We start from the raw sequence: 26111 nt of genomic DNA, 5'->3' as shown, positions 1-26111 counted from the left end.
AGAAGCACGTTGTACGCATGGCCCGCATTGCCGGGCCATTTTTTTATTTCAGCCACGGATCATTATGTTTTCGCTCTTTCAGTATAAAAAACAGGGTAAGACCCCTGTTATTCGCCAGCATGAATTTACCGAATGTGGACTGGCCTGCCTGGCGATGGTGTTGGGGCACTACGACCACCATGTCTCCGTCAGCCAGCTGCGCCGGGAGATTTCCGTTTCCGCCGATGCGGGAACCTCAATGGCGGAATTGATGACCCTTGCCAGCGATAAAAATATGTCTGGCCGGGTGCTTAAAGGCGAAATCACTGAAATAGAAACGTCTGAGCTGCCGCTCATCGCCTTCTGGCGCGGCAACCATTTCGTGGTCATCGTGAAGATCGACAGCCGCAGCGTGACCGTTCACGACCCCGCCAGCGGCGTGCGTCGTTACCGTCTGAAAGAGGCGGAAAAACTCTTTTCCGGCTATGTTCTTGAGCTTAAGCCCACGCCGTGCTTCAAAAAGAAATCCCCGGATGAAAAGCTCACGCTTGGCCGGTTAGCCAATAAATCCCCGAGCCTGTTCCAGCGCCAGCTGCTGCTGTTTGTGCTCTGTATTTTTACCCTCATCACCATGCTGGCAAGCCCCACCTACGTGCAGCTGATTATGGATGAGGCCATTTCCCGCAGCGACAGCGATCTGGTGATCCTGCTCACCGCGATCTTCGCTATCGTCTTTATCTTTGAAGTCATCGGTAAATTCCTCAAGCAGTTGCTTGAGATCCTGATGCGTAACATTGCCTATGACGATTTAAGCCAGTCCGTGCGCCACTACATGCTGCGCACCCAGACCAGCTGGTTCCGCTCGCGCCCGCCGGGCATCGTGCTGGCTATTGAGAAATCGCTCCACGCCTGCGCGGAGTTCATCAGCAATGGTTACGTGCAAATTCTCTTTTCCAGCCTGATCGCCGTCACCAGCCTGCTGTTTATGCTGCTGTATAACGTCAAAATTGCGCTGCTGACAATGCTGCTGATGGGCGTGTTTTTCCTGATCCGCTTTTCGCTGATCGGCCCCTATCAACGCGCGGTGGATGACTCCATCGAGCGCACCGCCCAGTATGAATCCCTGCTGGTGGAGACGCAGAAAGGGATCATTACGCTCAAAGCGAACAATATGGAGCAGGCCCGGGATGCGGTGATGGACAAATCACAGCGTGAGCACATCGCCGGGCTGATGCGTAAAGAGCGGCTGCTGGCCCGCTTTGACGTGGCTTCGCTGCTGGTGATCAATGCCGAGCAGCTGCTGGTGGTCTGCTTTGGCGCGTGGCTGATCCTGGAAGGGCAGATGAGCATCGGGATGCTTTACGCCTATATCAGCTATAAGCGCTATTTTTCCGATGCCATGGTGCAGGTGGCGCAGAAGCTGCTGGACAAAAATGCCCTCAAGGGGCCGCTGGATCGCGTGGGCGACCTGCTGTTTGCCCCCTCTGAAACCAGCCAGTTTGGGAAGCGGATTGTCACCTCGCCGGTCTGTCTGCAATTTGAGGATGTCTCATTTGCCTATCCTGGCCGGGAGGCCACGCTACAGCATATCAATATGACCCTGAAGCAGGGCGAAGAAGCGGTGATTGTGGGCCAGAGCGGGTCGGGAAAAACCACGCTGCTGCGTCTGATCTCCGGCATGTTGCTGTCATCGTCTGGCACGCTGCGGATCAATAAGATCCCCATTGAGGAGTGCGATCTTTCCTCGCTGCGTCAGCACATCCGCATCGTCCATGCGGACGATATTCTCTTCACCGGCTCGATTCTGGACAACATCGCCTGCTTTGACAGCGCACCGGATAAAGAGCAGGTCATTGCCGCGTGTCGGCTGGCGGAGGTGGACCACGTCGTCGCCAGGCTGCCGCACGGCTACGAAACGGAGATGCTGCCGGGGAACACCTTTTTCTCTGCCGGGGAGATGCAGCGTCTGGTTCTGGCGCGCGCCCTGTACAGCCAGCCTAAGCTTCTGCTCTGTGACGAAGTGACGGCGAACCTGGATAAAACGACCGCGCAGAAAGTGCTGGCGAACCTGCGTAGCCTGGGGATTGGCCTGGTGTTTGTCACCCACTCGCCGGACGTGGTGAGCTGCCAGGGGCGTCTCTATACCATGGAAAACGGCACCCTGCGGGAGAGTGAGCAATGATGTTTCTGCCGCGTCTCTATGCGCGACTCTGCGCGCGCCAGGCCGGGCGCACGCTGCTGGCAAACCGGATCACGCAAAACTACAGCCAGTTTATGCGCTGCCCGGAGACCGATGTCCCGGCTGATTTTCTGCATCAGAACGCCCATGAGCTGAGCGGGTTTAACTTCGTGGAGCAGATCTTCCCGCCCGCGCTTTGGGCGCGCAACGTCCGCTTCGATCTGCACGCGTACGTGGCGCAGTGGACGCAGGAGCAGGCGTTTTACAGTTCATCTCGCACCCTGCTTCTGGGAATGCGCTGGGCGGGCTTTGGTCTGATCGTGGATGCGCTGCTCGCCACCGCGCCAGCCGATGTGCGCTTTCAGTTTATTACCCGTCACCCTGCGCTGCATAAGCTAATGGCCGCGCACGAAGGCCGACGCGCCAGCTCGTTTTTCGCCCCTCACCGCCTGGTGACGGTGCTGCTGATGGACGAACGCCTGCCGGATGCGCCGCTGTTCTCCACCCAGGCAGGGGATCAAAAGGCGTGGTTAACGGATGTCTCAACGCGGTTTTTATCGCGCTATGGCTACAGCGTCCGAACGCTGCTGCCGATCTGTTCGCTGCATGCGGTGGAGTTTGGGCTGGAGAGTCAGGCGTATGCGCCAGAGGATTACCGTCAGGCCGCCGCCGACACGCTGAACGCGCTGCGCAAAACCCCCACGCTCTGGAGTGCATGGGACGATCTTTCAGTGATTTATCATGGATGACATATCGTGAAATTAAAAAACCGAAGCCGACAGCGGCGGGCGCTGATCCCGCATCATTTCTCAAAAAGCTATCACATCAACGCGCCACGGCTGAAAGCCGTGCTGACCTTGTTCATCACCTTTTTTCTCTGCCTGCTGGTTTTTGCCATCGTCTTTAATTTTTCGGAAACCACGCTGGCACGTGGGGTGCTGATCCCGGCGCAGGGCGATGTGGAAGTCCGCGCCCGGGAGTCCGGTACGCTTGTGGATTTTGCCGTACGGCCAGGTCAGTACGTGAAGGAAAACGATCCGCTGTTCACCGTGTCGCAGGACTATGGCGGCAAGCAGGGCTCGGTGGTGCAGTTTGACCGCCAGCAGATGGAAGCGGAGAAGAAGCGCAGCGAGCAGCGCATCCAGGCCATTGAGGACTCGATTGCGTCGTATCGCAAAAATCTGGCGCAGCAGCTGGCTCTCACCGACAAGCAGATCGCCGTTTCCCGCGATAAGGTGAAGAAGCTGCGCGCGTTGTTAAAAAACAGCACCGACACCTACGAGGCGTGGAAATCCGTCTCCGGGAAGGGCTATGTCTCCAAAGTGGATCTCGATAAAAGCCACAACGATGTGCTCAATGCGCAGCTCAACCTGACGCTGGAGGAGAGCACTATTCTTGAGCTTGAGGCACGAAAAACCAGCCTGACCGACAGCACCCAGTCGCAAATTGACTCTCTGAGCGAAGAGCAGCTGTATGTGAAAAACCGCATCAGCGAAATTGACCGCAACCTGTCCAGCCGGGGAAGTTCCACCATGGCGATGCTGGCCCCTTCCGATGGTTACGTGGTGGCGATTAACTTCCCGCCTGGCCGGGCCATTACGCAAAATAGCGAGGTGGTGGTGGTGATCCGTAAAAATACCGCGGCGACGATGGAGGGGTACCTGTATGTTCCGGCAACGGGGGTGGGGCGCGTGGCGAAAGGCGATAAGGTCAAGCTGCGCTTCGACTCCTGGCCCGTAGACAAATACGGTTCCGTGGAGGCGACGTTGTCCGATTTCTATGAGGTAAACATTGATGCCCATTCGGCGCTGATCCCGCTCCAGGAGGGGCAGAACTACTACCTGGCTAAAGTGCGCGTCCCCTCCTGGTTTACCGACCCGGACAAGAAAAAGCGCATGCTGATGGGCGGAATGACGGTGAACGCCGATATCGTTATCGATCGTAAGCCGCTTATCAATCTGCTGATTGCGCCGCTGGAAAGGGTGCGCAAGCGGTTTATCGATTGACCCGATTTCATCGATCATCGCCCTTTAGCCCACATTCTTAACGGCACCCTGGGGCTATTCTCCTTCTCATACCAACCGGAGGATAGCCCATGAACATTACGCAAATTCGCAATGCCACCCAGCTGATCACTTACGCGGGAAAACGCTTTTTAATCGACCCAATGCTGGCGCCAAAAGGCACTTATCCGGGTTTTCCCGGCACGGCGCGGGCTGATATTCGCAACCCGATGGTCGATCTTCCCGTTGACGTTCAAACGCTTCTGGATGCTGACGCGGTGATCGTCACCCATACCCATGCCGATCACTGGGATCAGTACGCCGTTGAGCTGATCGCCAAAGGCAAGCCGATCTACGTGCAAAATGATAGTGATGCCGCGCTGCTGCGCAGCCAGGGATTTACCAACCTGACGATCATGACCGGGGAAACAACGTACGGCGATATCCGGATAGTGAAAACCCACGGCGGCCAGCACGGTACTGACCGCGCTTACGCCGTGCCGGAGCTGGCAGAGTTTCTGGGGGAAGCCTGCGGCGTGGTGTTCCGTCATCCCGATGAGAAGACGCTTTATATCGCAGGGGATACGATCTGGCGTGAAGAGGTGGCCGCCGACCTGCAAAAACACCAGCCGGATGTGGTGGTGCTTAATGCCGGTTATGCGCATGTGATTGGCTTCGGGCCAATTATCATGGGCGAGCAAGATGTGCTGAACGTCCACTTCCAGCTGCCACAGGCGCAGCTTGTCGCGACCCATATGGAAGCTCTCAACCACTGCCTGCTGACCCGCCGCGCGCTGCGCGAGTATGTTGATGCCAACGAGGCAGGTGACGCGGTGAGCATTCCCCAGGACGGCGAAACCGTTATATTCTGACTGTTAAAGGGGACAGGAGAGACAGATGCCGCTTATTAACGTTGCCATTGTCGCGGTGGACGGGTTTAGCCCGTTCCACTACTCCGTCCCCTGCATCCTGTTTGGCGACACGGTATCCGGGGAAAAGCGCTTTAACGTCACGATCTGCGCTGAAAAACCGGGATTCCTGAACTCGAAAGACGGTTTTGCCCTGCATGCGACGCAGGATTTTTCCGCGATCGCATCGGCTGAAATTGTGGTTGTACCCTACTGGCAGCACGTTCTGGAGCGCCCGCCTCAGACGCTGCTCGACAGCCTGGTTCAGGCCAGAGACAACGGGGCGGAAATTGTTGGGCTGTGTCTGGGATCGTTTGTGCTGGGCTATGCGGGCATACTCAGCGGCAAACGGGCCGCCACTCACTGGGAGTTTGAACGCCAGTTCCAGTCGCTATTTCCGGACGTCCGACTGGATATCAACGCCCTCTACGTGGATGACGGCAATATGATTACCTCGGCGGGTACCGCCGCCGCGCTCGACTGCTGTTTGTACATCATCCGCCAGCGCTTTGGCAGCGTCGTCGCCAATCAGATTGCCCGCCGGATGATCGTCCCGCCGCACCGAGAGGGCGGGCAGGCGCAGTTTATTGCGCAACCTGTGCCGAAAGATACCCGTGATGGGCGGATTAACTGTCTGATTGACTACCTTCAGCAGCATATTTCCGAACCGCATAACCTGGACTCTCTTGCGGAAGTGGTGTCGATGAGCCGGCGCACGCTGACCCGCCATTTTATCAAGGCGACGGGCATGAGCGTTGCCGACTGGCTTACCGCCGAGCGCCTGCGGCGCAGCCAGATCCTGCTGGAGTCCGGCAACCTGCCAATCGAAAACGTCGCCGGGCAGGTGGGGTTTTTATCAGCGGTGACGTATCGGCAGCAGTTTAAGGCGCGCTTTGGCGTCAGCCCGGCGGAGTGGCGCAAGACGTTTCGTACTCGCCAGTAGGCCAGGTAAGCGTAGCGCCACCTGGCAATTACCCCAGCCTCTCCATCCTCGTCTCCCCCTCCGCCATCGACAGCTGATACAGCGAAAACGATCGGTGCTTCTCAATCAAATGCGCCAGCTCCGGCGAATGGCTGGTGAGCCAGATCTGCGAATAGCGGCTGGCCTCGGCAATGAGGCTTGCCAGGGCGGGCAGCATCTGCGGATGCAGGCTGTTTTCCGGTTCGTTGAGGGCGATGAATGCGGGAGGGCGCGGGCTTAACAGCGCCACCGCCAGGCACAAAAAACGCAGCGTGCCGTCGGAGAACTCTGCCGGTTCCAGCGGTCTGCTCAGCCCCTCGCGCTGCATCATCATGCGGAAGCGCCCGCCGGTGTTGTCGCTGTAAAACACACAGCCGGGGAAGGCCTGGTCGAGAATGCGCATCAGCAGCAGCTCGTCGCCAATTTCGACAATGGTCTGAAACGCGGCGGTCAGGTTCGCGCCGTCGCTGGCCAGCACCGGGGAACGAAAGCCCACCTGCGGGGCACGGATCGCCGAGCCGGATGAGACGGAAAACTCGTGATAAAATCGCCAGTTACGCAGGGACTCGCGCATCTGCGACACTTCGGGGTAGAGGTGCGGTTCACCGAGCTGACCGAACACCGACTCGTTCTCATACAGCGTGCCGCTGTGGGTCACTTTTTCGTGATGCACGTTGTTCAGGAATACCGCCTGATTCTTACGCTTCATCAGCTGTGACGACGGGCGACGGTGCTGTCCGCCGAGCCAGATAGATTCCTCCTTGATCACCGGATCGAGCTGAAACTGTGAGGGGTAGGGCAGCTTTTCCACGAACCCGACCTGAAGCTCATATTCATAGGTTTCCGTTTCCACCGCCAGGTTCATGCGTCGCAGCTGGTCGCTGCGGGTTTTTCCCGCCCAGAACACTTTCAAAATTCCCCCCTCGTTCGCCAGCGCCTGGGAGAATTGCCCCTGCGCCGCGCTGTGCATCAGGTAAATCGCTTTATAAATATTAGATTTTCCGGTGCCGTTGGGGCCGAACACGATATTGAGCTGTTCCAGCTCAAGCGACATATCGCGAATTGAGCGGTAGTTCTGAATATGCAAATTTTTGATCATCGGGGTACTCCGCTATGCACGCTTAACCTGTACAGAATTACAGTATTTTACGCTGAGCGCAAAAAAAAGACGACAGTGAGGGTGTCGTCTAAACGGGGTACTGCTTTGGGCCTCTGTGGGTCAACAGAGCCTTCGCTTCTTTCTTATCAGGTAACGGCCAGACGCAGACCCAAATCATCAGGATAGGGATCAAAGTAGTTTTGCGTCATCAGATACCGGTCAGGGTATTCAGCCAGATAATGCTTCAGCAGCGTCAGCGGCGCGAGGATCGGCAGCAGCCCGTCCCGGTAATGCAGGATCACATCCCGCAGTTCTCCACGCTGGCGGCTGTTCAGCTGGTTACGGAAATAGCCCTGAATGTGCATCAGCACGTTAGTGTGATTCTTCCGCGAAGCGGGTTTTTTCAGGATGGTCATCAGCTTGTCGCGATAGGCCACGAAAAACGCGTCCAAATCGTCCCACTCGTGCAGTGATGCCACGAACGGGCCAATTTCACGGTAGCCTGCCTGATGGTGCGCCAGAAGCTGAAGCTTATAGCGGCTGTGAAAGTCCAGCAGGGCACGGCGCGTCAGGCCATTTTTACGCATTACGTTCAGTTCGTGGAGAGCGAAAACGCGCTCAACAAAGTTTTCCCGTAGTACCGGATCGTGCAGGCGACCGTCTTCTTCGACGGGCAGCCAGGGGAAAGTTTCAAGGAGGGCGGCGGTGAACAGCCCGACACCCTCCTTGCGGCCCCGGTTGCCGTTTTCGTCGTACAGCCGCACGCGCTCCATGCCGCAGCTGGGGGATTTTGCACAGACGATAAAACCCGCCAGATCGCCGATTTTCGGCAGATAATCTGCCGTAAATGCGGCCATCTTCTGCGTGACGTCATCGTGCGGCGCTTTGCTGAACCGCATTTCTGTCTCGCCGCCGGTGGTCATCACCAGACGCAGCGCCGGACGAGGCGTGGGCAGGCCGATAGCCATTTCAGGGCATACCGGACGGAAAGCGACCCACTGCGCCAGCTCATCCATCACAAAGCCCATACGCTTATGCCCGCCGTCAAAGCGAACGGCGGAACCGGTCAAACATCCGCTAATACCCAGCACAGGTTTTGTTGTCATGGTGTGCACCTCCCGATCTCATACCTAAAAGTTACACAACAATGCGTATTTGTCCAAGTATTGGCGGGATTATTTTTAAATCGTCTTTAAAATCAAGAGCAATCAGCTGCCCTTGTAGGTTGAGTAACCGTACTGGCTGAGCAGAAGCGGGATGTGCAGTTTTTCATTGGTGCGGGTGACGGTGAACAGCACCGGCACTTCCGGGAAGAAGGAGTCCAGCTTTTTACCGTGGAAGTAATCGGCGGTTTTGAAGGTCACTTTATACACGCCAGGCGCCATATCCTGATCCTGCGGATAGAGCGATTTGATGCGCCCGTCGTGGTCGGTTTTACCGCTGGCAATCGGGGTCCACTTGTCCTGCTCCTGCTTCTCCAGCGTGACGGCCACATCCGCTGGCGGCATACCGGTTTGCTGGTCCAGAACGTGAACGCTCAGGGTGCCTGCCGGGGCGCTGAACGCGGCAGGCGCGAAAGCCATTGTAGCCAGCATCATCAGAGGGAGTGTCTTTTTCATCGTGTTTTCCTGTTGAGTTGTCGGTGACAGGAAAACGTTAGCACTCGCTGTGCGAAAAAATATTCAACTTTTCGTGAAGATTGCCTCAGCAGAAAATAATCAGAGGATAATCACCTCAAGGGAAACCTGCTGCTGCCACTGCGCAACCTGCTTTTTCCGCGCGGCGGTAAGTTTACCGCTGGTGACCAGCAGCCATTTGCGGTCCGGGAAAATTTCCGGGGCCAGCGCGGCAGGGGGAACCGGCAGTATGTCGATGCGGTGGCCCTGGCCGGTGCGCGTCAGAGCTTCAAGCCAGATCTCACAGGGGTCGTTCAGATGCCAGCCGCTGATGAGGATGTTATCGCCCGGCGCTTTTTTATCGCCCTCAAGGCAAAACGAGGTATAGGCGATGAGGATGCCGTCGAGGATCTCACGCAGCGTCATGGCGGCGGCGACGTTGGCCGATATCTGGCTGCGCAACGGACGCAGCACGTTAGTGACCAGCTCTGGCCTTGGGTATTCGCGTCCGGCGTCGTAAATCATCTGACGCAGGGACTCAATTTTCCCCTCCTGCAACTTTTGCAGCATGGCCTGTTGCAGGGTTTGCCAGTTATTGGCGCGGCGCGGCGCAGGGCGTTCCAGCAGTGATTTTACCTGACCGATGGGTACGCCTTTTTTTACCCAGTCGAGGATTTTCAGCGCCTGCTGAACGTCCTCATCGCTGTACAGGCGGTGACCGCCGTCCGTACGCTCGGGTTTGAGCAAGCCATAGCGTCGCTGCCACGCCCGCAGCGTGGTGGCGGTGATGCCGCTGAGTCTGGCGAATTCGCCGATGGAGTAAGCCATGTCTGCATCCGAAGAGAAGGAGTTGTCTCAATATACTACGAATATTCCCCGACGGGATGAAGCGCCGCACGGGTGCGCTACACTTAACGTCCAACCGCGTAAATGAAAGGAGTTCTCATGAGGCTATGGCCTGTCGTTACCGGTGTCGCCATTGCGCTGACGCTGGTTGCCTGTAAATCTCCCACGCCGCCGAAAGGCGTGCAGCCCATTACCGGCTTTGATGCCAGCCGCTATCTCGGCAAATGGTATGAAGTCGCCCGACTGGAAAATCGCTTCGAGCGCGGTCTGGAACAGGTCACCGCGACGTACGGCAAGCGCAGCGATGGCGGTATCAGCGTACTGAACCGCGGCTACGATCCGGTGAAGAAAAAATGGAATGAGAGCGAAGGAAAGGCGTACTTTACCGGCGAACCGACCACGGCTGCGCTGAAGGTATCGTTCTTCGGCCCGTTCTACGGCGGCTATAACGTGATCAAGCTGGATGATAAGTACCAGTACGCGCTGGTCAGCGGCCCGAACCGCGACTATCTGTGGATTTTATCGCGCACCCCGACCATTCCGGATGCGGTAAAACAGGACTACCTGAACACCGCACGCGAGCTGGGCTTCCGGGTCGATCAGCTGGTGTGGGTGAAGCACTAACCTACTGATACGAAAAGGTGATGCTTGCCAGGGCGTTGGCCGAGCCGGGGACCAGTTCACCGGTTCGGATGTACTGCGCCTGGAACGGCAGGGACAGCGTTTGTGCCGAGCTGGTGGTCTGGATGAAAAACTGTCCCGTCGTACCTGCGGACGAGCTGTCCGGCCCCATCATCAGCGGCCCGGTACCGTTATAGAAAAACTGTACGCCAATGCCGGAGGCCGTGGAGTCCCCGGTCAGCGTCACGACCGACGAGGTATTTGACGGTGTGGTCTGATCGGTCATCACTGCGTTAACCGCCACGTTCTCATCGCAGGTCAGGCTGACGTTAAACTCCCCCGACGGCGAGGTGCTGCCTACGCTGGGCAGCGTGTGAATATCAATGGTGCCCAGGTCGACGTTGGCGCTTTTCGTGCCTACCGTGCAGCCGCTTGCCGTCACCGTGATGGTGGTGGGGTTGATGATCACCTGCGCGGTTTTCACTTCGTTGTTATAGGCCGTCAGGATCGCCGCGTTAATGGTCGGGGTCTGGTATACGCCGGATTTCAGCGGAACGCCGGTCTTGATAAACGTCACTTTTGCCGACCAGCCCAGTGCGGTGGCGTAACCGTTAGTCCCATCGGCCGGATAGCTCTGCGTAATGCCCGTCTGCATCGGGACATAGGTGGTGCCGTTATAATCTTTAAGCCCAAGAATGAAGCCGATGCCGGGCACGCCCGTTTCAAATACCATGTAATTTGCGCCATCAAGAATAACCGTGATGCCGGTGGCGGTTATACTGCTGCTCGGCTCCAGCGTCCCTTTGGAGCAGGTAAATACCAGGCCGCACCAGAACACTTCCGAGACGCTCGCAGAGGCGCTCCATTCAGAGCCGATCGTCTTTCCAGGCACGATGGAGTCTGCCGGGCCGGACCACGACATGGGCGTTGGCGAAAGGGTGATATCCGATGTCCAGGAGAGGGCAAGTGCCTGAGAGGACATGAAAAACAGGGCTAAAAACAGTAAACGCATTATTGATACTCCGTCGTCCAGGTCGCCACTGCCGAAACGTCTCCGGCATTGACCGGCGCACCCGTGGCGGCCAGTCGCGCATAGAAGGTCATTTTTACGCTGTCATCCCCCGCCGCGCCGTAAGCAGCGGTTTGGGTGTCCAGCGGGATAAGTACGCTGTCTTTATCCAGAATCTGCACCGCCACGCCGGTCGCGCCGCCGTCAGCGACTTTCAGAAGCTGCGGGTTCTCGTCATCCGGCGTACCGCTGAAGCGGATTTTCACGCCAGCAAAGGTGGGGCCGCATGCTTCAAGGGTGAGCGTGAAGGGCGTTTTGATATTGCTGACCGCGCCCGCCTCGCTAAATTGCTTCACGCCGAGGGTGCCCAGCGGCACGTTTTGCTCCTTCGAATCTTCCGAGACAATGCAGGTATTGCCGATCACGTTGCCGGTCACGGAAACCAGCACGTCATAGCCGCGCGCGGGAACGGTGATGAACATCAGCAGGATCAGGGGGAGGAACCGGATGGTTACTGACATATGACCTCCTGGGAATAAAGCCCGGTGCGGGCGTGATAATTCTGCGGGTTCAGCGCATAGCGGATCGTGCAGCGCTGGGCGCTGTTGCGCCCCCATACGGCATGCAATGTTCCCTCCGCTGACAGGCCGGTCAGATACACGCTGCCGCCGTCGCCGACGATACCGCTGGCTTTGTCATCCTCTGACGAGACCAGCGTACCGAAGGGGAGCACGTCTTTAGCGTGACGTACGATAAACATCGCTTTTGCCCCCTGACGCGTGGTGAGGGTGGCGCGAACCAGTGCCCCGTCGGTGGGGATTTTATTGGCGATGGCGTTCTCAAGTTCCACGTCATTGCCCACGGTGGTGACATCCAGCGCAACCTGATTAACGCGATACGGCGTGGCGTACGGGATCACCGCATAGCCCCGGCTGTCGGTTTTGATGCCCTTGTGGTTGAGCACGGCGACATGACTGGCGCCCGGGGCTTTCACCAGAATATTGGTGTTCCCGAGCGGCTGGCTCAGCGTCAGACCATCCTCATGCAGCACCGCACCGCCGCTCATCCCGTAACTGAGGTTGCGGGAGTCACCGGCGTAGCTGTAGCCCAGGTTATAGTCTCCCCACGCGCCCTCGTATTGCAGCGCGGCATCGCCGCCGTAGTGCTGCTGCGCGCTGTAGCGCTGGTTGACGCTATAGAAAAGATTCTCCTGCCCCGGCAGATAACCACTGACACCGGTACTGGCGGTGGTGCCAGCGGGATCCGCATGGGTAGCGGTAAAACGGAGACGGGTCGACAGCGCCGGGTTACCCAGCGGCACCGACAGGGACAACGCGAGGATATTGTCTTTCTTGTTGTCGTACAGGCCAGAGCTACGCTGGGCGCTGATGCCAAGCGACAGGTTACGAAACGTCGCGTTCCACGCGAACTGCAAACTTTGCGTGGTTTTTGACGTTTTCCAGTAGGTTTGTTGATCCCAGGACAGCGACAGCGCGCCGTATTCGCCCATCGGCTGCGACAACAGCAGCTGATTTTTTGCCTTACGCGACATATGCAGGTTGTAAACCGTGTCGTAGTGAGTGGTGACGGTGCCATCGTCTTCCACGGTCTGTTTTGGCGCTCCGCCCGCCATGCCTTTGTAAGTGGTATCGCTGAGGGTATAAAACCCTGCCGTTGAGTAACGCAGCGAGAAGAAATTGACTCGCGTACCGATATCGTTCAGCAGCTTGCTGTACCGCAGGCGCACCGAATCACCGGTGTAGTGCTGGTTATCAGCCAGCTGGCTGCGGGCATGGGTGAGGTCGAGGGAGTAGGCGCCAAAGCGGCCGAGATTCTGCCCGATACCGAAGGCCAGGCCGTTGTAGCGATCGGAAAACTGCGCCCCGCCATAAAACGTGAGGCCGTATCTCCAGCCCAGGAACAGCTCGCCCTGCGCGAAGGAGGGCGAGATCTGATTGCCCGCAGGGCGGTATTTCCCCGCCCCCAGAGCATATTTGACCTGACCGTTACGCACCAGATTCGGCACGCTGGCAAAGGGCAGGGTGTATTGCGTCTGGCTACCGTCGCTCTCCTGAATGGTGACCGCGAGATCGCCGCCGGAAGAGGTCGGATAGAGATCTTTCAGCACAAACGCCCCCGGCGGAACGGAGGTTTGATAGATGACGTTACCGTTCTGGCGAACCGTCACCGTGGCATTGCTGCGCGCGATGCCACGCACTTCGGGCGCGTAACCGCTCAGGCTGGCGGGCAACATATTGTCATCGGTCTTCAGGGCAACCCCACGCAGGCCAACGGCGTCAAACACCTGCGATGAGGTGAACGTTTCACCGGCATAAACCTGGGCACGCAGGGCGCGGATATCCCGCTGTAGCCAGGTCTGGACGTGGGTGAGCTCGTTACTCTCTTTGGTCCACGTGGTGAAATCACGCAGCCGCCATGCGCCCAGGTTGGCGCCGCTGTTGAGGCTCACAAACAGCTGTTGTTCCCGCGTGCGCGTCTCGCCCCGGTAGTCATTATTCGCGCCATTGACCACATAGTTCAGCCACGCGGCAGGGATGCCGGACTCCCAGCTCTCCGGGCTGACGTACCCGCGCGGCAGAGCGCGCATCGCGCTTTGCGGTACGGTGAAGTTGAGGGTAAGCGTCCTCTGGTCAAAATCAAACCGGGTATCGGCGAATGACCGGGTTAAAAAAATGCAGCGCTGCGCAGGCGGCAGCTCACCCCCTTTAGCCTGACGGCTGTCGATGCCAAGTGCGGCGAATTGCGCAGGCGTAAGGCACGGCAGGGCTTCACCGGCGGTGTTTTCAGCGACGCGAAACGTGACGTTACCTGTGAACGCGAACTGGGTGTTGATATACACGTTAAGATTGTACTCGCCCGGCGGCAACGCGCTCCCGGCGTTGACCCAGGCGAGATCGGCGCTGTTGGCGCGCTCGCCGTTGAGAAACGCAGGATTAAATTGCAGCTCGCTTTCGGCAGCCACGGCTTGCCGAATCACCAGGGCGATCGCCGTGGCGCACAGGATTTTAATTTTCATGTGGTCACGCCTTACTGTTTTTATTATTGGGACAATGACGTGCGGGTAACGGGCGTCCAGGCGCCATAATCGTTAATCGTCTGGTAGCTTAAGCTGCTCGCATGGCTGAAGGTGTCTGCCAGCGTCACGCTGGATTTCGGCGGTACCATGACGGGCGACACCGGCCTGCCATCAATTTTCACGTTAATGGTGGTGAGGTAATACGGCGTTGGGTTGGTCAGCGTGACCTTGCCCGCGCGGTAGGCGCCGGCAAGGTTTTTCCATGCCTCCCCTGCACCTTCCCTGAGCCGCTCCGGGCGATAAAAGACCTTGATGCGGTTGGCAGAGGCGAATTGCAGCGAATTGCCGGAACCGTTTTTAACCTGCTGTGGGATAGCTTTGACCGTCATCCAGTACAGCGTCTCGCGATCGGCTGGCAGGGCGTCGCCGCTGAACATGATTTTCACCGCGCTTTCGCTGGCGGGCTTCATGACGTACAGCGGCGGCGTGATGACGAAGTCGTTGGTACGGCTCCCCTTCTCGTCTTCCATCCATGACTGGATCAGGAAGGTGGCATCAGGATGGGTATTTCTTACCTGCATCATCGTCTGCGCTGCCGCGCCGGTGTAGATCAGCCGCGTTGCGCCTAACCCCACGCCGCCTGCGTACACGGCGGATGAACATAACGTGCCAGCCAGACAAATCCATGTGTTTACGCGCATAGTGCGTCTCCTGAAAGCTGAGTCAGACCCGGCCAGCAGACCGGGCCTGAAGATTACGAATAGGTCACGGTGTAGGTGGCGACCGCGCTGGCATCACCCGCCGTGGCGTTGCCCAGTGGGGAGTAATATTTCGCGCTGAAGTTCAGGATGTTCGCCCCTGCACGCAGGGGGATCGCTGCTGCCGGCTCACCCAGCCTGACGACGTTGCCCTGTTCGTCATAAAGTCGGATAGCGACATGCTGCGCCGAGCCCGCGCCGCCGTTTACGCCCGCGGCCAGGCTATTCACATCGGTACTGTCCGGTGTACCGGTGAAGGTGATAGCCACGGTCGTTGCGGCAATAGGGTTATCTTCCGTGGACGCGGAAGTATCGGCGATTTCGCAATCTTCCAGGGTGATGGAGAAGGCTTTTGCGGTACTGGCTTCACTGCCTGCGGCAGCCAGCGTGGCGGTACGCACTTCACCCATGTCGACGTCGATATTGGCGCTACCGGCGCTGATGGCACAGGCGGAGGTCACCACTTTACCGCTGAAGTTAACCGTGCCGCCGCTGGTGGTGGCGGCCAGTGCTGAGCCCGCTGGCAGCAGGGCGGCAATGCTTAATGCCAGCAGAGAATGGCAAGTAAGGCGTGCTTTCATTTCATAGTTCCTTGGTTTTTTTATTCCGAGATTTGCTCTGAAAGCGGCAGGTCTAACTGGTTAAAAAGACCAGCAAATCTGTCTTATTCCTGAGCCCGAGTTTCCTTATCGCTGAGCTTTTTAAGGCGCTCACGCGGCGATAAGAAAGTTTCTCCAGTTCTGCGATGTAACGTATATCCAGTCCGTTCCTGAGTTCCTTTAATACCCTCCTTTCTCCAGGCGTCAGCGATAACGCCGCTGGCTGCTTTTGGGGCCGATAATGGCTATCGACCATTTTTGCTAGCTTTATCCGCCACTGATAAACCGTGTTCTGTAGCGAGATATAGGCATCAATATCTTCCCGGACCCATAACAGGGAATGGGCAGAGGTTGAGTACAGGCAGATAATCACTTCAGGCTGCGTGACTTTGATTTTTTTTAAATATTTCAGTGAGTCATACCCTGTATGGTATTTCTCTGCGCCGGATATAAATAAGATATCGATACGAATCGACGACAGCGCCTTATCCAGTTCCTGATAACCTCCTTCGATGATAATGATGTGAAGGTCGTCGCGGATGCTGCTTAATAACGTTTTAATGCCGTTTCTTGCATAATGATCGCCGCCCATCAGTGCAACAGTTATATGCTGTGTTATTTGGCTATTGTTCGTCATGTTATTCCTCGATTTATAATAGTAATCAGGCGAATTATTTATAAGGTTATCGCCAGTATTCTCGAAGCAATGACGTATTGCATACTGTAGGCCTACTATACGTCGGCCAATAAAGAGGTAATCTGAATTAATCTAAAATTGTATTAATTACTAAGATCGAGACCGGTTACGACGCTTCCCTCTGATTGGTCTTATTCCGCTTCGCTTTCTGTAAATTATGATAGCCGCTATTTTTAATGAAAATTTAGCTTTGATAAACGTTTTGTAAGGAGTTTGTCGTCTGGTGTCAGTGCGGGTGTGAAGTTGCTGACGGGGAATAACAATTTACGAATGTTATCATCGATAAAAACTGATAGAAAGGTGGCTTAAAAGCATACAAAAACCATGTAAGTTATTGATATTGGTCAGGTTGAGAAAACTTAAGGCTTAAGGATGCTGAATATTTCAGACACGCATGTCCGTGGCGTACAATGTTTTTTTATGTAGATATTTGTCAATGTCAAGAGGCGAGGAGCGCGCCAAAAGATGAGGCCCTGATAAATGAGATGCTGCCGGTAGTCAGATACATCTGTGGAGCGGAAATTCACTTCACAAAACATCATAATGAGGATGATCGCGGATGAAGCGGCTCTGCAAGCCGCATTCTACAAGGGTTGAGTTCTTATGCAGGTTCAGTGAAGCTTAAGGGATGAAATATAAATTAAGATTTTTCGCCAATGGCGAAGATATACAGCATGACGTTAATCAGTCACATTAATCCCGACGTGAATGTCATCCCATACATGCGGTGACCCAGGTTCAACATCTGTTAACCGGAGAATTCATACTGCCCCTATGCATAAGCATTACATTATAAATAATATCGTCGAATTTCATCCTGCGGCCAGCACGTTACGTGATATCAACAATCCTGACCGTGTGGTTGTGTTAAATTCGCCAGCAGGCCGATGCCTGTTGTTATTAATCGACAGAGCGGGGTCGATTGTCACTCAGCAAGAGTTCCTTGATATTGTCTGGCAAAGCCGCGGCATGCTTGTCTCCTCCAATACCTATTACCAGAACATCTCCATCCTGCGCAAAGGGCTCAAAAAGATTGGTTTTGAAACTGACCCTATCGTTACCATTCCCCGGATTGGGTTGACGCTGGCAAGCGACACGCAAATAACCGTCAGAGAGTCTTCACCTGTCGCGCCTCAACCCGCAGAGGAACAATGTGTGGAGGCGCCAGCGATCGAGGAGGTATCTACAACTTCCGCGCCAGCAGCGCCCGTTGTCAGGAAGCCCACGCGCTGGCTGGCAGTTGTCATGGGGCTGTTGATCATCCTGGCCGGGGCAGGCGTGACGGGATATATGAACGCCACAGAAAACCGTTTTGTTGAGGATTACCGTTTTGCGGCATCCGTCGGAGCCTGTCGCGTTTATCTTGCGAACGACATTCAGACCTACGCTGAACGCGCTTCCGCGCTGACCTATGTGGAACAATTCAAGGCTGAATGCGCGCAATATCCCTGGGTTTACATCAGCTGGTACGCTCTGCTTCCTCGTGCGTCGGTTATTCGCTGCGACCGGCCAATGAAAGAACCGAACCGCTGTATATCTGATTATTTCCTGAAGGATAGCTAGCATGACTCGTTTTCGGCAGATGCTGTATATCATCGTGACGGGCCTCGTCACGGCAGGCGTGCTGACGGGCTATTACCTGTGGCACCGAACTTACGTTCAGCCTTTTTCATGCCAGGCTAATCTGGTCCAGCACCATCCGGATGAGACGCTGACGGTCTGGCTGAATTACACCTTCGACGGGAAATTCGGCACCCTGAGCATGAATGGCCGGGCAAAGAGCGATCCGGGTAAAACCATCGACAGGAAAATTTCCTTTCGGGTGGAGAGACAAGATCATCTCTATTTGCTGACGTCAGAAAAAAATATGACGTTCCCGGACGATAATGTCGACGACAGCTGGCTGGAAAAATATGAACCGCAATTCTTTGTCTATCCGGGCAAGAGTATTTATATGCGGATCAATGAACAACATAATGGTAACTATATCTTTACCTTAGGAACATTACCGACATATGTGTGTCGTGGCTCAAAAAAAGAATGATATAAACGAGAAAAACATTATATTTTCCTCCCGTCTCATTTATGCTTGATTTAAAATATCAGGATTATCTTAGAAATATAAAGTGCGACAGAACATGTTGCGATAATGTAATTAATTTTAAATTTGGCAAGTAAATGAAAAGTGTATTTGACTCCTCCGATGGGGGGAAATCAGTACCGGAAAAGTGTCTGCATATTGGGTTGATATTATGGCCCCGTTATTCACTCCTGGCCGTCTCCGGGTTGCTGGAGGCGCTGCGTTATGCAGCGAAAGCTCAGGATAAATTAGCATTTAAAATCAGCCTGATAAGTGAATTTCCTGATATCCCGATTATCAGCAATGCGGGGATTATCATGAGACCGGATTCTCCCCATGCGCCGCCGGACAGTTTTAACTACCTTGCTGTTATCGGCGGTGAATTGCAGTATCTGGACTTAGGGTATCAGGGGGATAAAGCGTATCTGGCACATGCCCACCATGCCGGGGTTCCGCTCATTGGCATTGGCACCGGCAGTTTTGTCCTCGCACAGGAAGGATTGCTGAATGAACGACGAGCGTCCATCCATCCTTTCCACCTTGATGCATTTCGGCAGGCTTTCCCGCTGGTTTATGCTGAGCAAGGGTATGATTTCATCGACGATGGCGATGTGCTGACCTGCCCGGGCGGTATTTCCACCCTGACGCTGGCAACTGAGCTTATCCGCGCCCATGCCGGGGATGATATCGCCAGCACCACCTGTCAGCGTTTGTCGCTCGTTCCGCATGAAATTGCCACCCCGCGTCCGGCGAATTTTGCGCTTATCCCTGACTCGCGGTTGCGCCGCGCCGTCATGCTGATAGAACAGTTCCTGACCCGGCCGCTCACCACCGCCGGGCTTGCGCGAGAAGTGGCATTGAGTGAACGCCAGCTCAACCGTCTGTTCCACGCAGAATTCGGCAAAACGGCCCGCGAATTTATCCGCAGTGCCAGACTGCGCTATGCTTGCTGGCTGCTGAAGAACTCACAGCAAAGCGTGACGGATATTGCGCAGCGGATGGGGTTCAGCGACTGCGCGCACTTTATTCGTCATTTTCAGACGGAGTATGGTTGTACGCCTGGCGTGTGGCGCACTTCGCAGAGCTGAATATCATTACATTGCTGCCCTGAAACTTTACTCAACCGGAATATCATCATGAAAATAGAAGCCGCACACCCCTCACAATTTGAACGCCTCGTCGCAGTCTGGGAGTCGTCCGTTCGCGCCACGCACCGCTTTTTGCAGGAAAGCGATAACGCGGCGCTGCGTCCGTTATTGCTCAACGCATATTTGCCTAATCTCAGGGTTGTGATTGCCCGGGATGACGTGGGTATTATTCACGGCTTTTTGGGCGTGGATAAAAATCGCATTGAAATGCTGTTTGTGGATGATGCGAGCCGGGGGAAGGGTATCGGGAAAATGCTGCTGCAATATGCCATTGCAGAATTCGGCGTAAATGAAGTGGATGTGAACGAGCAGAATCCGCAGGGGGTGGCGTTTTATCGTCATATGGGGTTTGAGCAGGTCGGGCGTTCAGAACTGGATGGGCAGGGGAATCCGTTTCCGCTGTTGCATATGCGGTTGAGTGGACAGGCTTAACGCCCTCTTCTGTAAAAGAGGGAGCCTGCAAGCTAGTTACTGGTTATTTGCCCGATAATTACGCCGCGCAATTTTTCGCCATCAAAGTAATACGAGACCGTATTACTCTGGATGAATCCATTCTGTACTGGCGTCTCCTGATAAAAAAGTATCGCTTTCTTTTTGGCGATCCCTTTCTTGCCGAACATTTCAATTAGATTCCTGTGAGTAGCATTCAACAATGGAACATTCGCGACTGAGACGCTGACAGGTTCCGTTGTTTTAGCACACTCTTTATGGATGCCATCTTTGGCAATAACTAGCGCAGTTAACAATCCTGCACCCATTTCGTTATCAGAAATGAACCAGTAATTCGTGCCATCGTCGTCATGAAGGCAGACCCAGCGTGCTGAGCTGTCTTTGTTAACTGGTGTGCTGGTGATATCTGACAGGTGAGTAACCTCCATTCGTACGGCTTGCTTGCTTATAGCGATGGTCGGTGAAAGGGGCACTGTTGTAGAAATTTCCGTCAGTGATCCGTCTTCATCGTAATACTCGGTCGCGAAGCCGGTCATTTCCGTTGCTGAGACGTGCGAACTGACTGCAACGAGTAATGGCAATAAACAAAATAAACGCTTCATTTGACTATCAATACCGTATCGTTGCTTTTCCAGATACTCCTTCTGGCACTCAGAGGAGCAATGATGCAGCCCTCTGAAGAGTCGTCAGGGTGCAAACTGCTTTTACCATGTATTTTAAATGAGTCTCTACCACACATATCATTTGTCGAGTAGGGCGTGAGGCTGAGAGTATATTTCCCGGTGTGGGCTGAATTATGAGGGGACCCAATAGTGTAGGTACCTCGTGGCAGCGGTCCGCTGTTTTTTACACATTCTTGTGACGGATCGTTTTTGTAACCACTAGCACCTGCGTAATCTGCATCAAATTGGTAGACACCATCCAGATAAAATTTGTGCTCTTTTACATCATATTCCCAGGACATACTTTCTCCTTAAGCGCGTTCCTTCCAGGTATCAGAATGAATGATGTTTCCATCTATGTAATGCCATGTTATTTTTTCATATGTTAGATCTACATATTCACAATGTGTATAGCGTTCGTTTCGCGGTAGTTTAATGTCAAACATGAGTGGTTCAATTTGAACTACTCTTGCATTTTCTAAAGTTGTCTTAAAGTAAGCCTCTTCAAGTCCGTTATAGTTGATTCTGTAAAATATGAACTCTGCTTTTTTAAGTGTTTGCCCAGTGCATAAGGCTTTGTATAGATAAGAGGATGATGAATCAATCTCTTTCATGAATGCATAGGTACTACAAATGCGTTTTGCAGTGATTTTACCGGAGAATTTATCTATAGGTTGTTCTATAGAATGCATAAATTCAATCACTTCTATTGAACCTTCGCGATCTTTTATATCGACAGATCCATTAATCCTCCGGCCTGAATCATCCTCGAGCCATAAGTAAACAGGTATAGCCATCTCAATCTCCTTTTATAGACTGAGGGAAACTACTCTTCATAATGGATTTAAATTGTGACTTTCATTTCAAAACAGGAATGTTAAAGAATTTCGGTTGGTTTAATAGAAAGTTGTAGTTGCGAGATATGGATGGTATCAATTGACGTTTAAAAATTTATAATGTTGATTTATGACTATTCTTCCATCGCAAGAATAATAGTCACTAAAAAAGCATCAAATATTGAAATGATGAATATCATTGAATAATGAACCTATGCCGGGATTAGCGCTTAGCCTGCTTATCCCATTTTAATAAGCCGACAATATCTTTCTCACCTTCGGCCTCTTTCAGCAGGCGCTGCTTTTTTTCATATTCGAGGTATTCTGAGCACGCCTTTTCATCAGCCGTTTTCTTGCTGATTTTGCCTGCTCCTTCTAAAACGTCCCGGTCATTAAATTGCAGAAACTGATCGAGCTTGGTTTGCCAGTCTCGTAAAAATACCTGCTTGCGGCGTTTGGCCTGATCTTCGGCAAAATCGAGCCACATATTAACGACGCGATTAAGCTCGCTCACCTCATCCTGAGACAGATAATTTTTTGCGGTGGTGACATCGCTTTTACGGACTTCTTCGCCTTTATAGCTGGTCAGCCCCATATGCGGTTGAGTGGCGTCCGCACGTTGGTGAATCAACTCAGCAGCGGTGTGCCCAGTGCAGGCAAAATGCAGTTTATTCTGGATGGTCTGAAAGAATTGCGTGGTTTCTTTGAGCGACGGCTGATAGTCAGCAGCTAATGCGAAAATCTCCCTCACGCGAAGGTAGACCCGGCGTTCGCTGGCACGTATATCGCGAATGCGTTCCAGCATTTCATCGAAATAGTCAGGGACGGCGGAAGATCCCACAGGCGGATTTTTCAGGCGCTCGTCGTCCATAACGAAGCCTTTAACCAGGTATTCCTGGAGCGTTTGGGTGGCCCACTGGCGGAACTGCGTACCTCGCGTGGATCGGACGCGATAGCCGATGGCGAGAATGACGGGCAGGCTATAGTGAAGTGTGTTGCGATTGACCTTGCGCTGACCTTCTTGCTGAACTTGTAAGTAAGCCTTACAAGTTGCTTTTTGTTCAAGCTCACCTTCTTCGTAAATAGCTTTAATATGCTGAGTAATAGCTTGAGGGGTGACCTGGTAAAGAGACGCAATGGCTGCTTGCGACAGCCAGAGTGTTTCATGTTCAAAGCGACATGTGATGCGAACCGTTCCATCATCACTGGCAAACATAACAAATTCGCCTGCCGGGGATTGGATTACGTCTTTATCTGCCATGTCGCCTCCACATCTAATGCACCAGGCAGGTAGTATGCCAGAAACAGCCGCTAAGCCAGGTGGTTTGTATTTGATTTTGCGAGGCGCTTTCCAGCATGTGGAATTTGGATCGCTGCAAGCGCGTCCTCTATCTCAATAAGCTTTGCTTTCGTCCGTTTATAATCATCTTGCAAACGCTGCTCCTGCTCGTTATACGCCACCAGAACGATGCATCCTTTCATGACCTTTACCGTGACCTGCTGTCCGGTATCAAACCCCGCTGCGCGCAACCACTTACCGGAAAGGATGATTTTCGGCGTGGATTTGTCGTAAACATTCGGGCGGTATCCCACAATTAACGAACGCTCGGTTCCGGATTGGTCGGTGTCTGGGGTAGAATGAGAATCAGCCATAATCAACTCCTTGATAGTTGGTGAGGTTAGCTCTCGTCTGGTGTTGCGAGCACCTGGCGAGGGCGTTCCAATCTGAGGTCGTTATATGTTAAGGTACGTACCTCAATGAAGATATACTGCTCTTTTAGGTACGTACATGTCAACAGCTAAACGCGATCCTAATAAGTCAAAATCCGGAAAAGCACCGACTTTTCAGATACGTATTACGCCAGAGTTGAAGGCCCAGTTTGAGGCTGCGGCGAAGGCTGAAGGGATGAGTTTGGGGAATTGGTTAAAAAATTTAGGTCGAAATGAATTAAATAGATTAAAAAAGTAGTCATAACGGGTCTAATACAATCTCAAATCTTGAATTTGATTTTTTAGCCTGTATAAAACTGATATGTTCATAGTCGGTTCGTGAACTTATTAACCTGAACATTTTAGTTTTAAAATGTTCTGAGGTATTGCAACCAAAAATTATCGTTTTGATAGCATCGGATGGTAGTTCATAGAGATCAAATTCTTTTTCACATACATTAATTGTTTTACCAGAATTGGCCTGTGGTAACAACATTCGCCATTCATGTTCATATTCCCAGTCTTTGCTTTTTACTAGGAAATGATTTATTTGATCGTCTGAGAATGGATCCAAGAATGGATATTCTTTTTGATATATAACTTTTCGTAAATAACCAAATTCATCTTTTTGGCCGCGACGTTGTGAGAAAAATGGATGAGTGATATCAAATTCAATGATAAACCCACTGTGGGCCTGTGCATAGTGTCCCCACATCAAAATATTCGTAGGGGTTTCTGTTAATGATAGAATCCTCGTTATTCCTATCAACTTAGAGTTAAAACTTTGCATTGTAGTATCTGCTGCTCTTATTATATTTCCTCTTTCTTTTTTATACATCGAGAGCATTGTTTTTTTTGCATCTTTAAGTAAATTACTGACAATTTCTTTAGGCAGTTTTTCAATCTGATTTAATAATTCAGCTGGAAATTCTTTGAGAAGGTCTACAGTGCTTAACGAATCGTATAAATTGGATTCAAAGCTACTAAAGTTAAGAGAAGTATTGAATTCAAATGGGTCGTTAAAATTTAAAGGGTTATTAAAACATATTAAGTTATTTTCAAGTATATCGATTCTTTCTGAGGGAAGATATTTATACATGTTATTAACTCTGAAAGTAGATTTAGCTGTATTTTTGGCGGAAGATCACAGGAGTCGAACCTGCCCGGGAACGCTGGCGCCCCCAACTGGATTTGAAGTCCAGCCACCTCACCGGAGATGACGATCTTCCGCGCCTGCATTGCTACATGGAGGCGGGGCGCATTATAGCTACTTTCAGGCATTTACCACATACCCCACACCACTTTTTTCACCTCTCTTTTGACCTTAACCCCCCTGTTTCAGCTAATTCTTAAGAAAATCCTCAGGTTAGCATTTCGTGCTCACCAACTTTTATCCCGATCACAAAAAACAAGAAACGTAATCTCTTAACCAGAAAACGCAATACCCGCCCCTGAAACAATGGTTTAAAAAACGGTAACCGGTCTCAGCGCCCCCTACAGCGTGAAGGATAAAAATATGAGCGAAGTCTTGTCAGTAAAAGAGAAGATTGGCTACGGCATGGGAGACGCCGCCAGCCATATCATTTTTGATAACGTCATGCTTTATATGATGTTTTTCTACACCGATATTTTTGGTATTCCCGCCGGGTTTGTCGGCACCATGTTCCTGCTGGCCCGCGCGCTGGATGCTATCTCCGACCCGTGCATGGGGCTGATTGCCGACCGCACCCGCAGCCGCTGGGGCAAGTTCCGTCCGTGGATTTTGTTCGGCGCGATCCCGTTCGGCATCGTCTGCGTGCTGGCGTATACCACGCCGGACCTCAGCCTCAACGGTAAAATGGTTTACGCCGCCATCACCTACACCCTGCTGACCTTGCTCTATACCGTGGTCAACATCCCGTACTGCGCGCTGGGCGGGGTGATCACCAACGACCCGACGCAGCGTATCTCCCTCCAGTCGTGGCGCTTTGTGCTGGCGACGGCGGGCGGCATGCTCTCTACGGTGCTGATGATGCCGCTGGTGAACCTGATTGGCGGCGACGATAAGGCATTCGGCTTCCAGGGCGGGATCGCCGTGCTGTCGGTGGTCGCGTTCCTGATGCTGGCGTTCTGCTTCTTCACCACCAAAGAGCGCATCCAGGTGCCGCCGAGCACCACCTCCATGCGGGAAGACCTGCGCGACATCTGGCACAACGACCAGTGGCGCATCGTCGGCGTGCTCACCATCCTCAACATCCTCGCCGTCTGCGTGCGCGGCGGCGCGATGATGTACTACTGCACCTGGATCATGGGCTCGCCGGAGGTGTTCGTCGCGTTCCTCACCACCTACTGCGTCGGCAACCTGATCGGCTCCGCGCTGGCGAAACCGCTTACCGACTGGAAATGTAAGGTCAGCATCTTCTGGTGGACCAACGCCGCGCTGGCGGTGGTCAGCGTGGCGATGTTCTTCGTGCCGATGCATGCCACCGTCCTGATGTTCGGCTTCATCTTCGTTATCGGCGTGCTGCACCAGCTGGTGACGCCGATTCAGTGGGTCATGATGTCCGATACCGTCGACTACGGCGAATGGACCAACGGCAAACGTCTGACCGGCATCAGCTTCGCGGGCACGCTGTTTGTGCTGAAGCTCGGCCTGGCGCTGGGCGGGGCGATGATAGGCTGGATGCTGGCAGGCGGCGGCTACGACGCGGCAGCCAAAACCCAGAACAGCGCGACCATCAGCATCATTATCGGCCTGTTTACCCTGGCACCGGCGATCTGCTACGTGCTGAGCGCCATTATCGCCAAACGCTACTACATGCTGAAAACCCCCTTCCTGACCAAAATTCTGCGCGAGCTGGCGCAGGGCGCGCGCCGCAATCAGCAGGAGTTTGAAAACCTGCCGGTCAGCAAAGAATTGCAGAACTAAGAGGA

General features: G+C 53.6%; 28 protein-coding genes and 1 tRNA gene. 12 read left to right on the top strand and 17 right to left on the bottom strand.

Annotation, left to right across the window (positions count from 1 at the left end; genetic code table 11):
- The first annotated feature begins 64 nt into the window (after positions 1–64).
- The 5 genes from SK62_RS20650 (at position 65) to SK62_RS20630 (ending at position 6012) form a co-directional block, all read left to right on the top strand.
- Positions 65–2161, top strand: coding sequence for a peptidase domain-containing ABC transporter (locus SK62_RS20650; protein ID WP_047718461.1), 2097 nt, complete (start codon positions 65–67; stop codon positions 2159–2161).
- Positions 2158–2907 (top strand): hypothetical protein, encoded by a 750-nt coding sequence (locus SK62_RS20645; protein WP_017383653.1) that lies wholly within the window; start codon positions 2158–2160, stop codon positions 2905–2907. The genes SK62_RS20650 and SK62_RS20645 overlap by 4 nt, the downstream gene beginning before the upstream one ends.
- 6 nt (positions 2908–2913) lie before the next feature.
- On the top strand, positions 2914–4164 hold the full coding sequence (locus SK62_RS20640; RefSeq protein WP_017693988.1) for an HlyD family secretion protein: 1251 nt from the start codon (positions 2914–2916) through the stop codon (positions 4162–4164).
- Between the two features lie 89 nt (positions 4165–4253).
- Complete coding sequence (locus SK62_RS20635) at positions 4254–5033, top strand: MBL fold metallo-hydrolase (protein ID WP_045338686.1); 780 nt, start codon at positions 4254–4256, stop codon at positions 5031–5033.
- 25 nt (positions 5034–5058) lie between these two features.
- Positions 5059–6012 carry a GlxA family transcriptional regulator gene (locus SK62_RS20630; protein WP_017383650.1) on the top strand — a complete coding sequence of 318 codons (954 nt, stop codon included), beginning with the start codon at positions 5059–5061 and terminating at the stop codon, positions 6010–6012.
- Between the two features lie 28 nt (positions 6013–6040).
- Here SK62_RS20630 and SK62_RS20625 read toward each other — a convergent pair whose 3' ends face one another.
- The 4 genes from SK62_RS20625 to SK62_RS20610 form a co-directional block, all read right to left on the bottom strand.
- The gene (locus SK62_RS20625) at positions 6041–7129 is read right to left on the bottom strand and encodes an AAA family ATPase (RefSeq protein ID WP_023302851.1); all 1089 of its coding nucleotides are present in this window, start codon (positions 7127–7129) and stop codon (positions 6041–6043) included.
- 146 nt (positions 7130–7275) lie between these two features.
- Positions 7276–8235, bottom strand: coding sequence for a YbgA family protein (locus tag SK62_RS20620; protein WP_032646730.1), 960 nt, complete (start codon positions 8233–8235; stop codon positions 7276–7278).
- Between the two features lie 102 nt (positions 8236–8337).
- On the bottom strand, positions 8338–8748 hold the full coding sequence (gene uraH / locus SK62_RS20615) for a hydroxyisourate hydrolase (RefSeq protein ID WP_017383647.1): 411 nt from the start codon (positions 8746–8748) through the stop codon (positions 8338–8340).
- A 99-nt stretch (positions 8749–8847) separates the two neighbouring features.
- Positions 8848–9573 carry a MerR family transcriptional regulator gene (locus SK62_RS20610; RefSeq protein WP_017383646.1) on the bottom strand — a complete coding sequence of 242 codons (726 nt, stop codon included), beginning with the start codon at positions 9571–9573 and terminating at the stop codon, positions 8848–8850.
- Between the two features lie 117 nt (positions 9574–9690).
- On the opposite strand from SK62_RS20610, the gene SK62_RS20605 reads away from it, so the two are divergent.
- Positions 9691–10215, top strand: a complete 525-nt coding sequence (locus SK62_RS20605; RefSeq protein ID WP_015570073.1) for a lipocalin family protein — start codon at positions 9691–9693, stop codon at positions 10213–10215.
- A gap of 1 nt (position 10216) precedes the next feature.
- Here SK62_RS20605 and SK62_RS20600 read toward each other — a convergent pair whose 3' ends face one another.
- Genes SK62_RS20600 through SK62_RS20575 form a run of 6 tightly spaced genes read right to left on the bottom strand, consistent with a single transcriptional unit; the run spans position 10217 to position 16252 of the window.
- Positions 10217–11224 carry a fimbrial protein gene (locus SK62_RS20600; RefSeq protein ID WP_017383645.1) on the bottom strand — a complete coding sequence of 336 codons (1008 nt, stop codon included), beginning with the start codon at positions 11222–11224 and terminating at the stop codon, positions 10217–10219.
- A complete protein-coding gene (locus SK62_RS20595) occupies positions 11224–11742 on the bottom strand; it encodes a fimbrial protein (RefSeq protein ID WP_015570071.1) in 519 nt (172 codons plus the stop codon). The genes SK62_RS20600 and SK62_RS20595 overlap by 1 nt, the downstream gene beginning before the upstream one ends.
- Complete coding sequence (locus tag SK62_RS20590; protein WP_047718462.1) at positions 11733–14258, bottom strand: fimbria/pilus outer membrane usher protein; 2526 nt, start codon at positions 14256–14258, stop codon at positions 11733–11735. The genes SK62_RS20595 and SK62_RS20590 overlap by 10 nt, the downstream gene beginning before the upstream one ends.
- Before the next feature lie 23 nt (positions 14259–14281).
- Entirely contained in the window at positions 14282–14959 is a 678-nt protein-coding gene (locus SK62_RS20585; protein WP_047718464.1) for a fimbrial biogenesis chaperone, read from the bottom strand.
- Between the two features lie 53 nt (positions 14960–15012).
- Positions 15013–15597 carry a fimbrial protein gene (locus SK62_RS20580; RefSeq protein WP_015570069.1) on the bottom strand — a complete coding sequence of 195 codons (585 nt, stop codon included), beginning with the start codon at positions 15595–15597 and terminating at the stop codon, positions 15013–15015.
- Positions 15598–15649: 52 nt separating this feature from the next.
- Positions 15650–16252: a helix-turn-helix domain-containing protein gene (locus tag SK62_RS20575; RefSeq protein ID WP_015570068.1), complete on the bottom strand. Its 603-nt coding sequence runs from the start codon at positions 16250–16252 to the stop codon at positions 15650–15652.
- A gap of 834 nt (positions 16253–17086) precedes the next feature.
- Here SK62_RS20575 and SK62_RS20570 point away from each other — a divergent pair.
- From SK62_RS20570 to SK62_RS20555, 4 genes are all read left to right on the top strand, one after another.
- Entirely contained in the window at positions 17087–17875 is a 789-nt protein-coding gene (locus tag SK62_RS20570; protein WP_047718465.1) for a winged helix-turn-helix domain-containing protein, read from the top strand.
- A gap of 1 nt (position 17876) precedes the next feature.
- Positions 17877–18356: a hypothetical protein gene (locus tag SK62_RS20565; RefSeq protein ID WP_017693981.1), complete on the top strand. Its 480-nt coding sequence runs from the start codon at positions 17877–17879 to the stop codon at positions 18354–18356.
- 353 nt (positions 18357–18709) lie between these two features.
- Entirely contained in the window at positions 18710–19480 is a 771-nt protein-coding gene (locus SK62_RS20560; protein ID WP_223230145.1) for a GlxA family transcriptional regulator, read from the top strand.
- Between the two features lie 48 nt (positions 19481–19528).
- The gene (locus SK62_RS20555; RefSeq protein ID WP_047718466.1) at positions 19529–19972 is read left to right on the top strand and encodes a GNAT family N-acetyltransferase; all 444 of its coding nucleotides are present in this window, start codon (positions 19529–19531) and stop codon (positions 19970–19972) included.
- A 32-nt stretch (positions 19973–20004) separates the two neighbouring features.
- Here SK62_RS20555 and SK62_RS20550 read toward each other — a convergent pair whose 3' ends face one another.
- From SK62_RS20550 to SK62_RS20535, 5 genes are all read right to left on the bottom strand, one after another.
- Positions 20005–20592: a hypothetical protein gene (locus SK62_RS20550; protein WP_226879429.1), complete on the bottom strand. Its 588-nt coding sequence runs from the start codon at positions 20590–20592 to the stop codon at positions 20005–20007.
- Positions 20589–20954 (bottom strand): tlde1 domain-containing protein, encoded by a 366-nt coding sequence (locus SK62_RS22575; protein WP_072051083.1) that lies wholly within the window; start codon positions 20952–20954, stop codon positions 20589–20591. Before SK62_RS22575 ends, SK62_RS20550 begins: the two co-directional genes overlap by 4 nt.
- A 9-nt stretch (positions 20955–20963) precedes the next feature.
- Positions 20964–21449 (bottom strand): type VI secretion system tube protein TssD, encoded by a 486-nt coding sequence (tssD, locus tag SK62_RS20545; protein WP_017383637.1) that lies wholly within the window; start codon positions 21447–21449, stop codon positions 20964–20966.
- A gap of 262 nt (positions 21450–21711) precedes the next feature.
- A complete protein-coding gene (locus tag SK62_RS20540) occupies positions 21712–22749 on the bottom strand; it encodes a virulence RhuM family protein (protein WP_047718468.1) in 1038 nt (345 codons plus the stop codon).
- A 50-nt stretch (positions 22750–22799) separates the two neighbouring features.
- Positions 22800–23141, bottom strand: coding sequence for a SymE family type I addiction module toxin (locus SK62_RS20535; RefSeq protein ID WP_006812446.1), 342 nt, complete (start codon positions 23139–23141; stop codon positions 22800–22802).
- Between the two features lie 136 nt (positions 23142–23277).
- On the opposite strand from SK62_RS20535, the gene SK62_RS22570 reads away from it, so the two are divergent.
- Positions 23278–23457 carry a toxin-antitoxin system HicB family antitoxin gene (locus tag SK62_RS22570; protein ID WP_071847017.1) on the top strand — a complete coding sequence of 60 codons (180 nt, stop codon included), beginning with the start codon at positions 23278–23280 and terminating at the stop codon, positions 23455–23457.
- On the opposite strand, the gene SK62_RS20530 is transcribed toward SK62_RS22570, so the two are convergent.
- Entirely contained in the window at positions 23458–24297 is an 840-nt protein-coding gene (locus SK62_RS20530; RefSeq protein ID WP_047718470.1) for a DUF2971 domain-containing protein, read from the bottom strand.
- 35 nt (positions 24298–24332) lie between these two features.
- Positions 24333–24427, bottom strand: a tRNA-Sec gene (locus SK62_RS20525).
- Positions 24428–24714: 287 nt separating this feature from the next.
- Between SK62_RS20525 and SK62_RS20520 the strand changes: the two genes are divergently transcribed.
- Positions 24715–26106 (top strand): glycoside-pentoside-hexuronide family transporter, encoded by a 1392-nt coding sequence (locus SK62_RS20520; protein ID WP_047718472.1) that lies wholly within the window; start codon positions 24715–24717, stop codon positions 26104–26106.
- Positions 26107–26111 lie beyond the last annotated feature (5 nt).

It is taken from the genome of Enterobacter sp. BIDMC109, assembly GCF_001037885.1.
Classification (GTDB): Bacteria; Pseudomonadota; Gammaproteobacteria; order Enterobacterales; family Enterobacteriaceae; genus Enterobacter; species Enterobacter hormaechei_C.
Note: the sequence above shows the minus strand (reverse complement) of the source record. Positions and strands in the feature narration are given on the sequence as shown.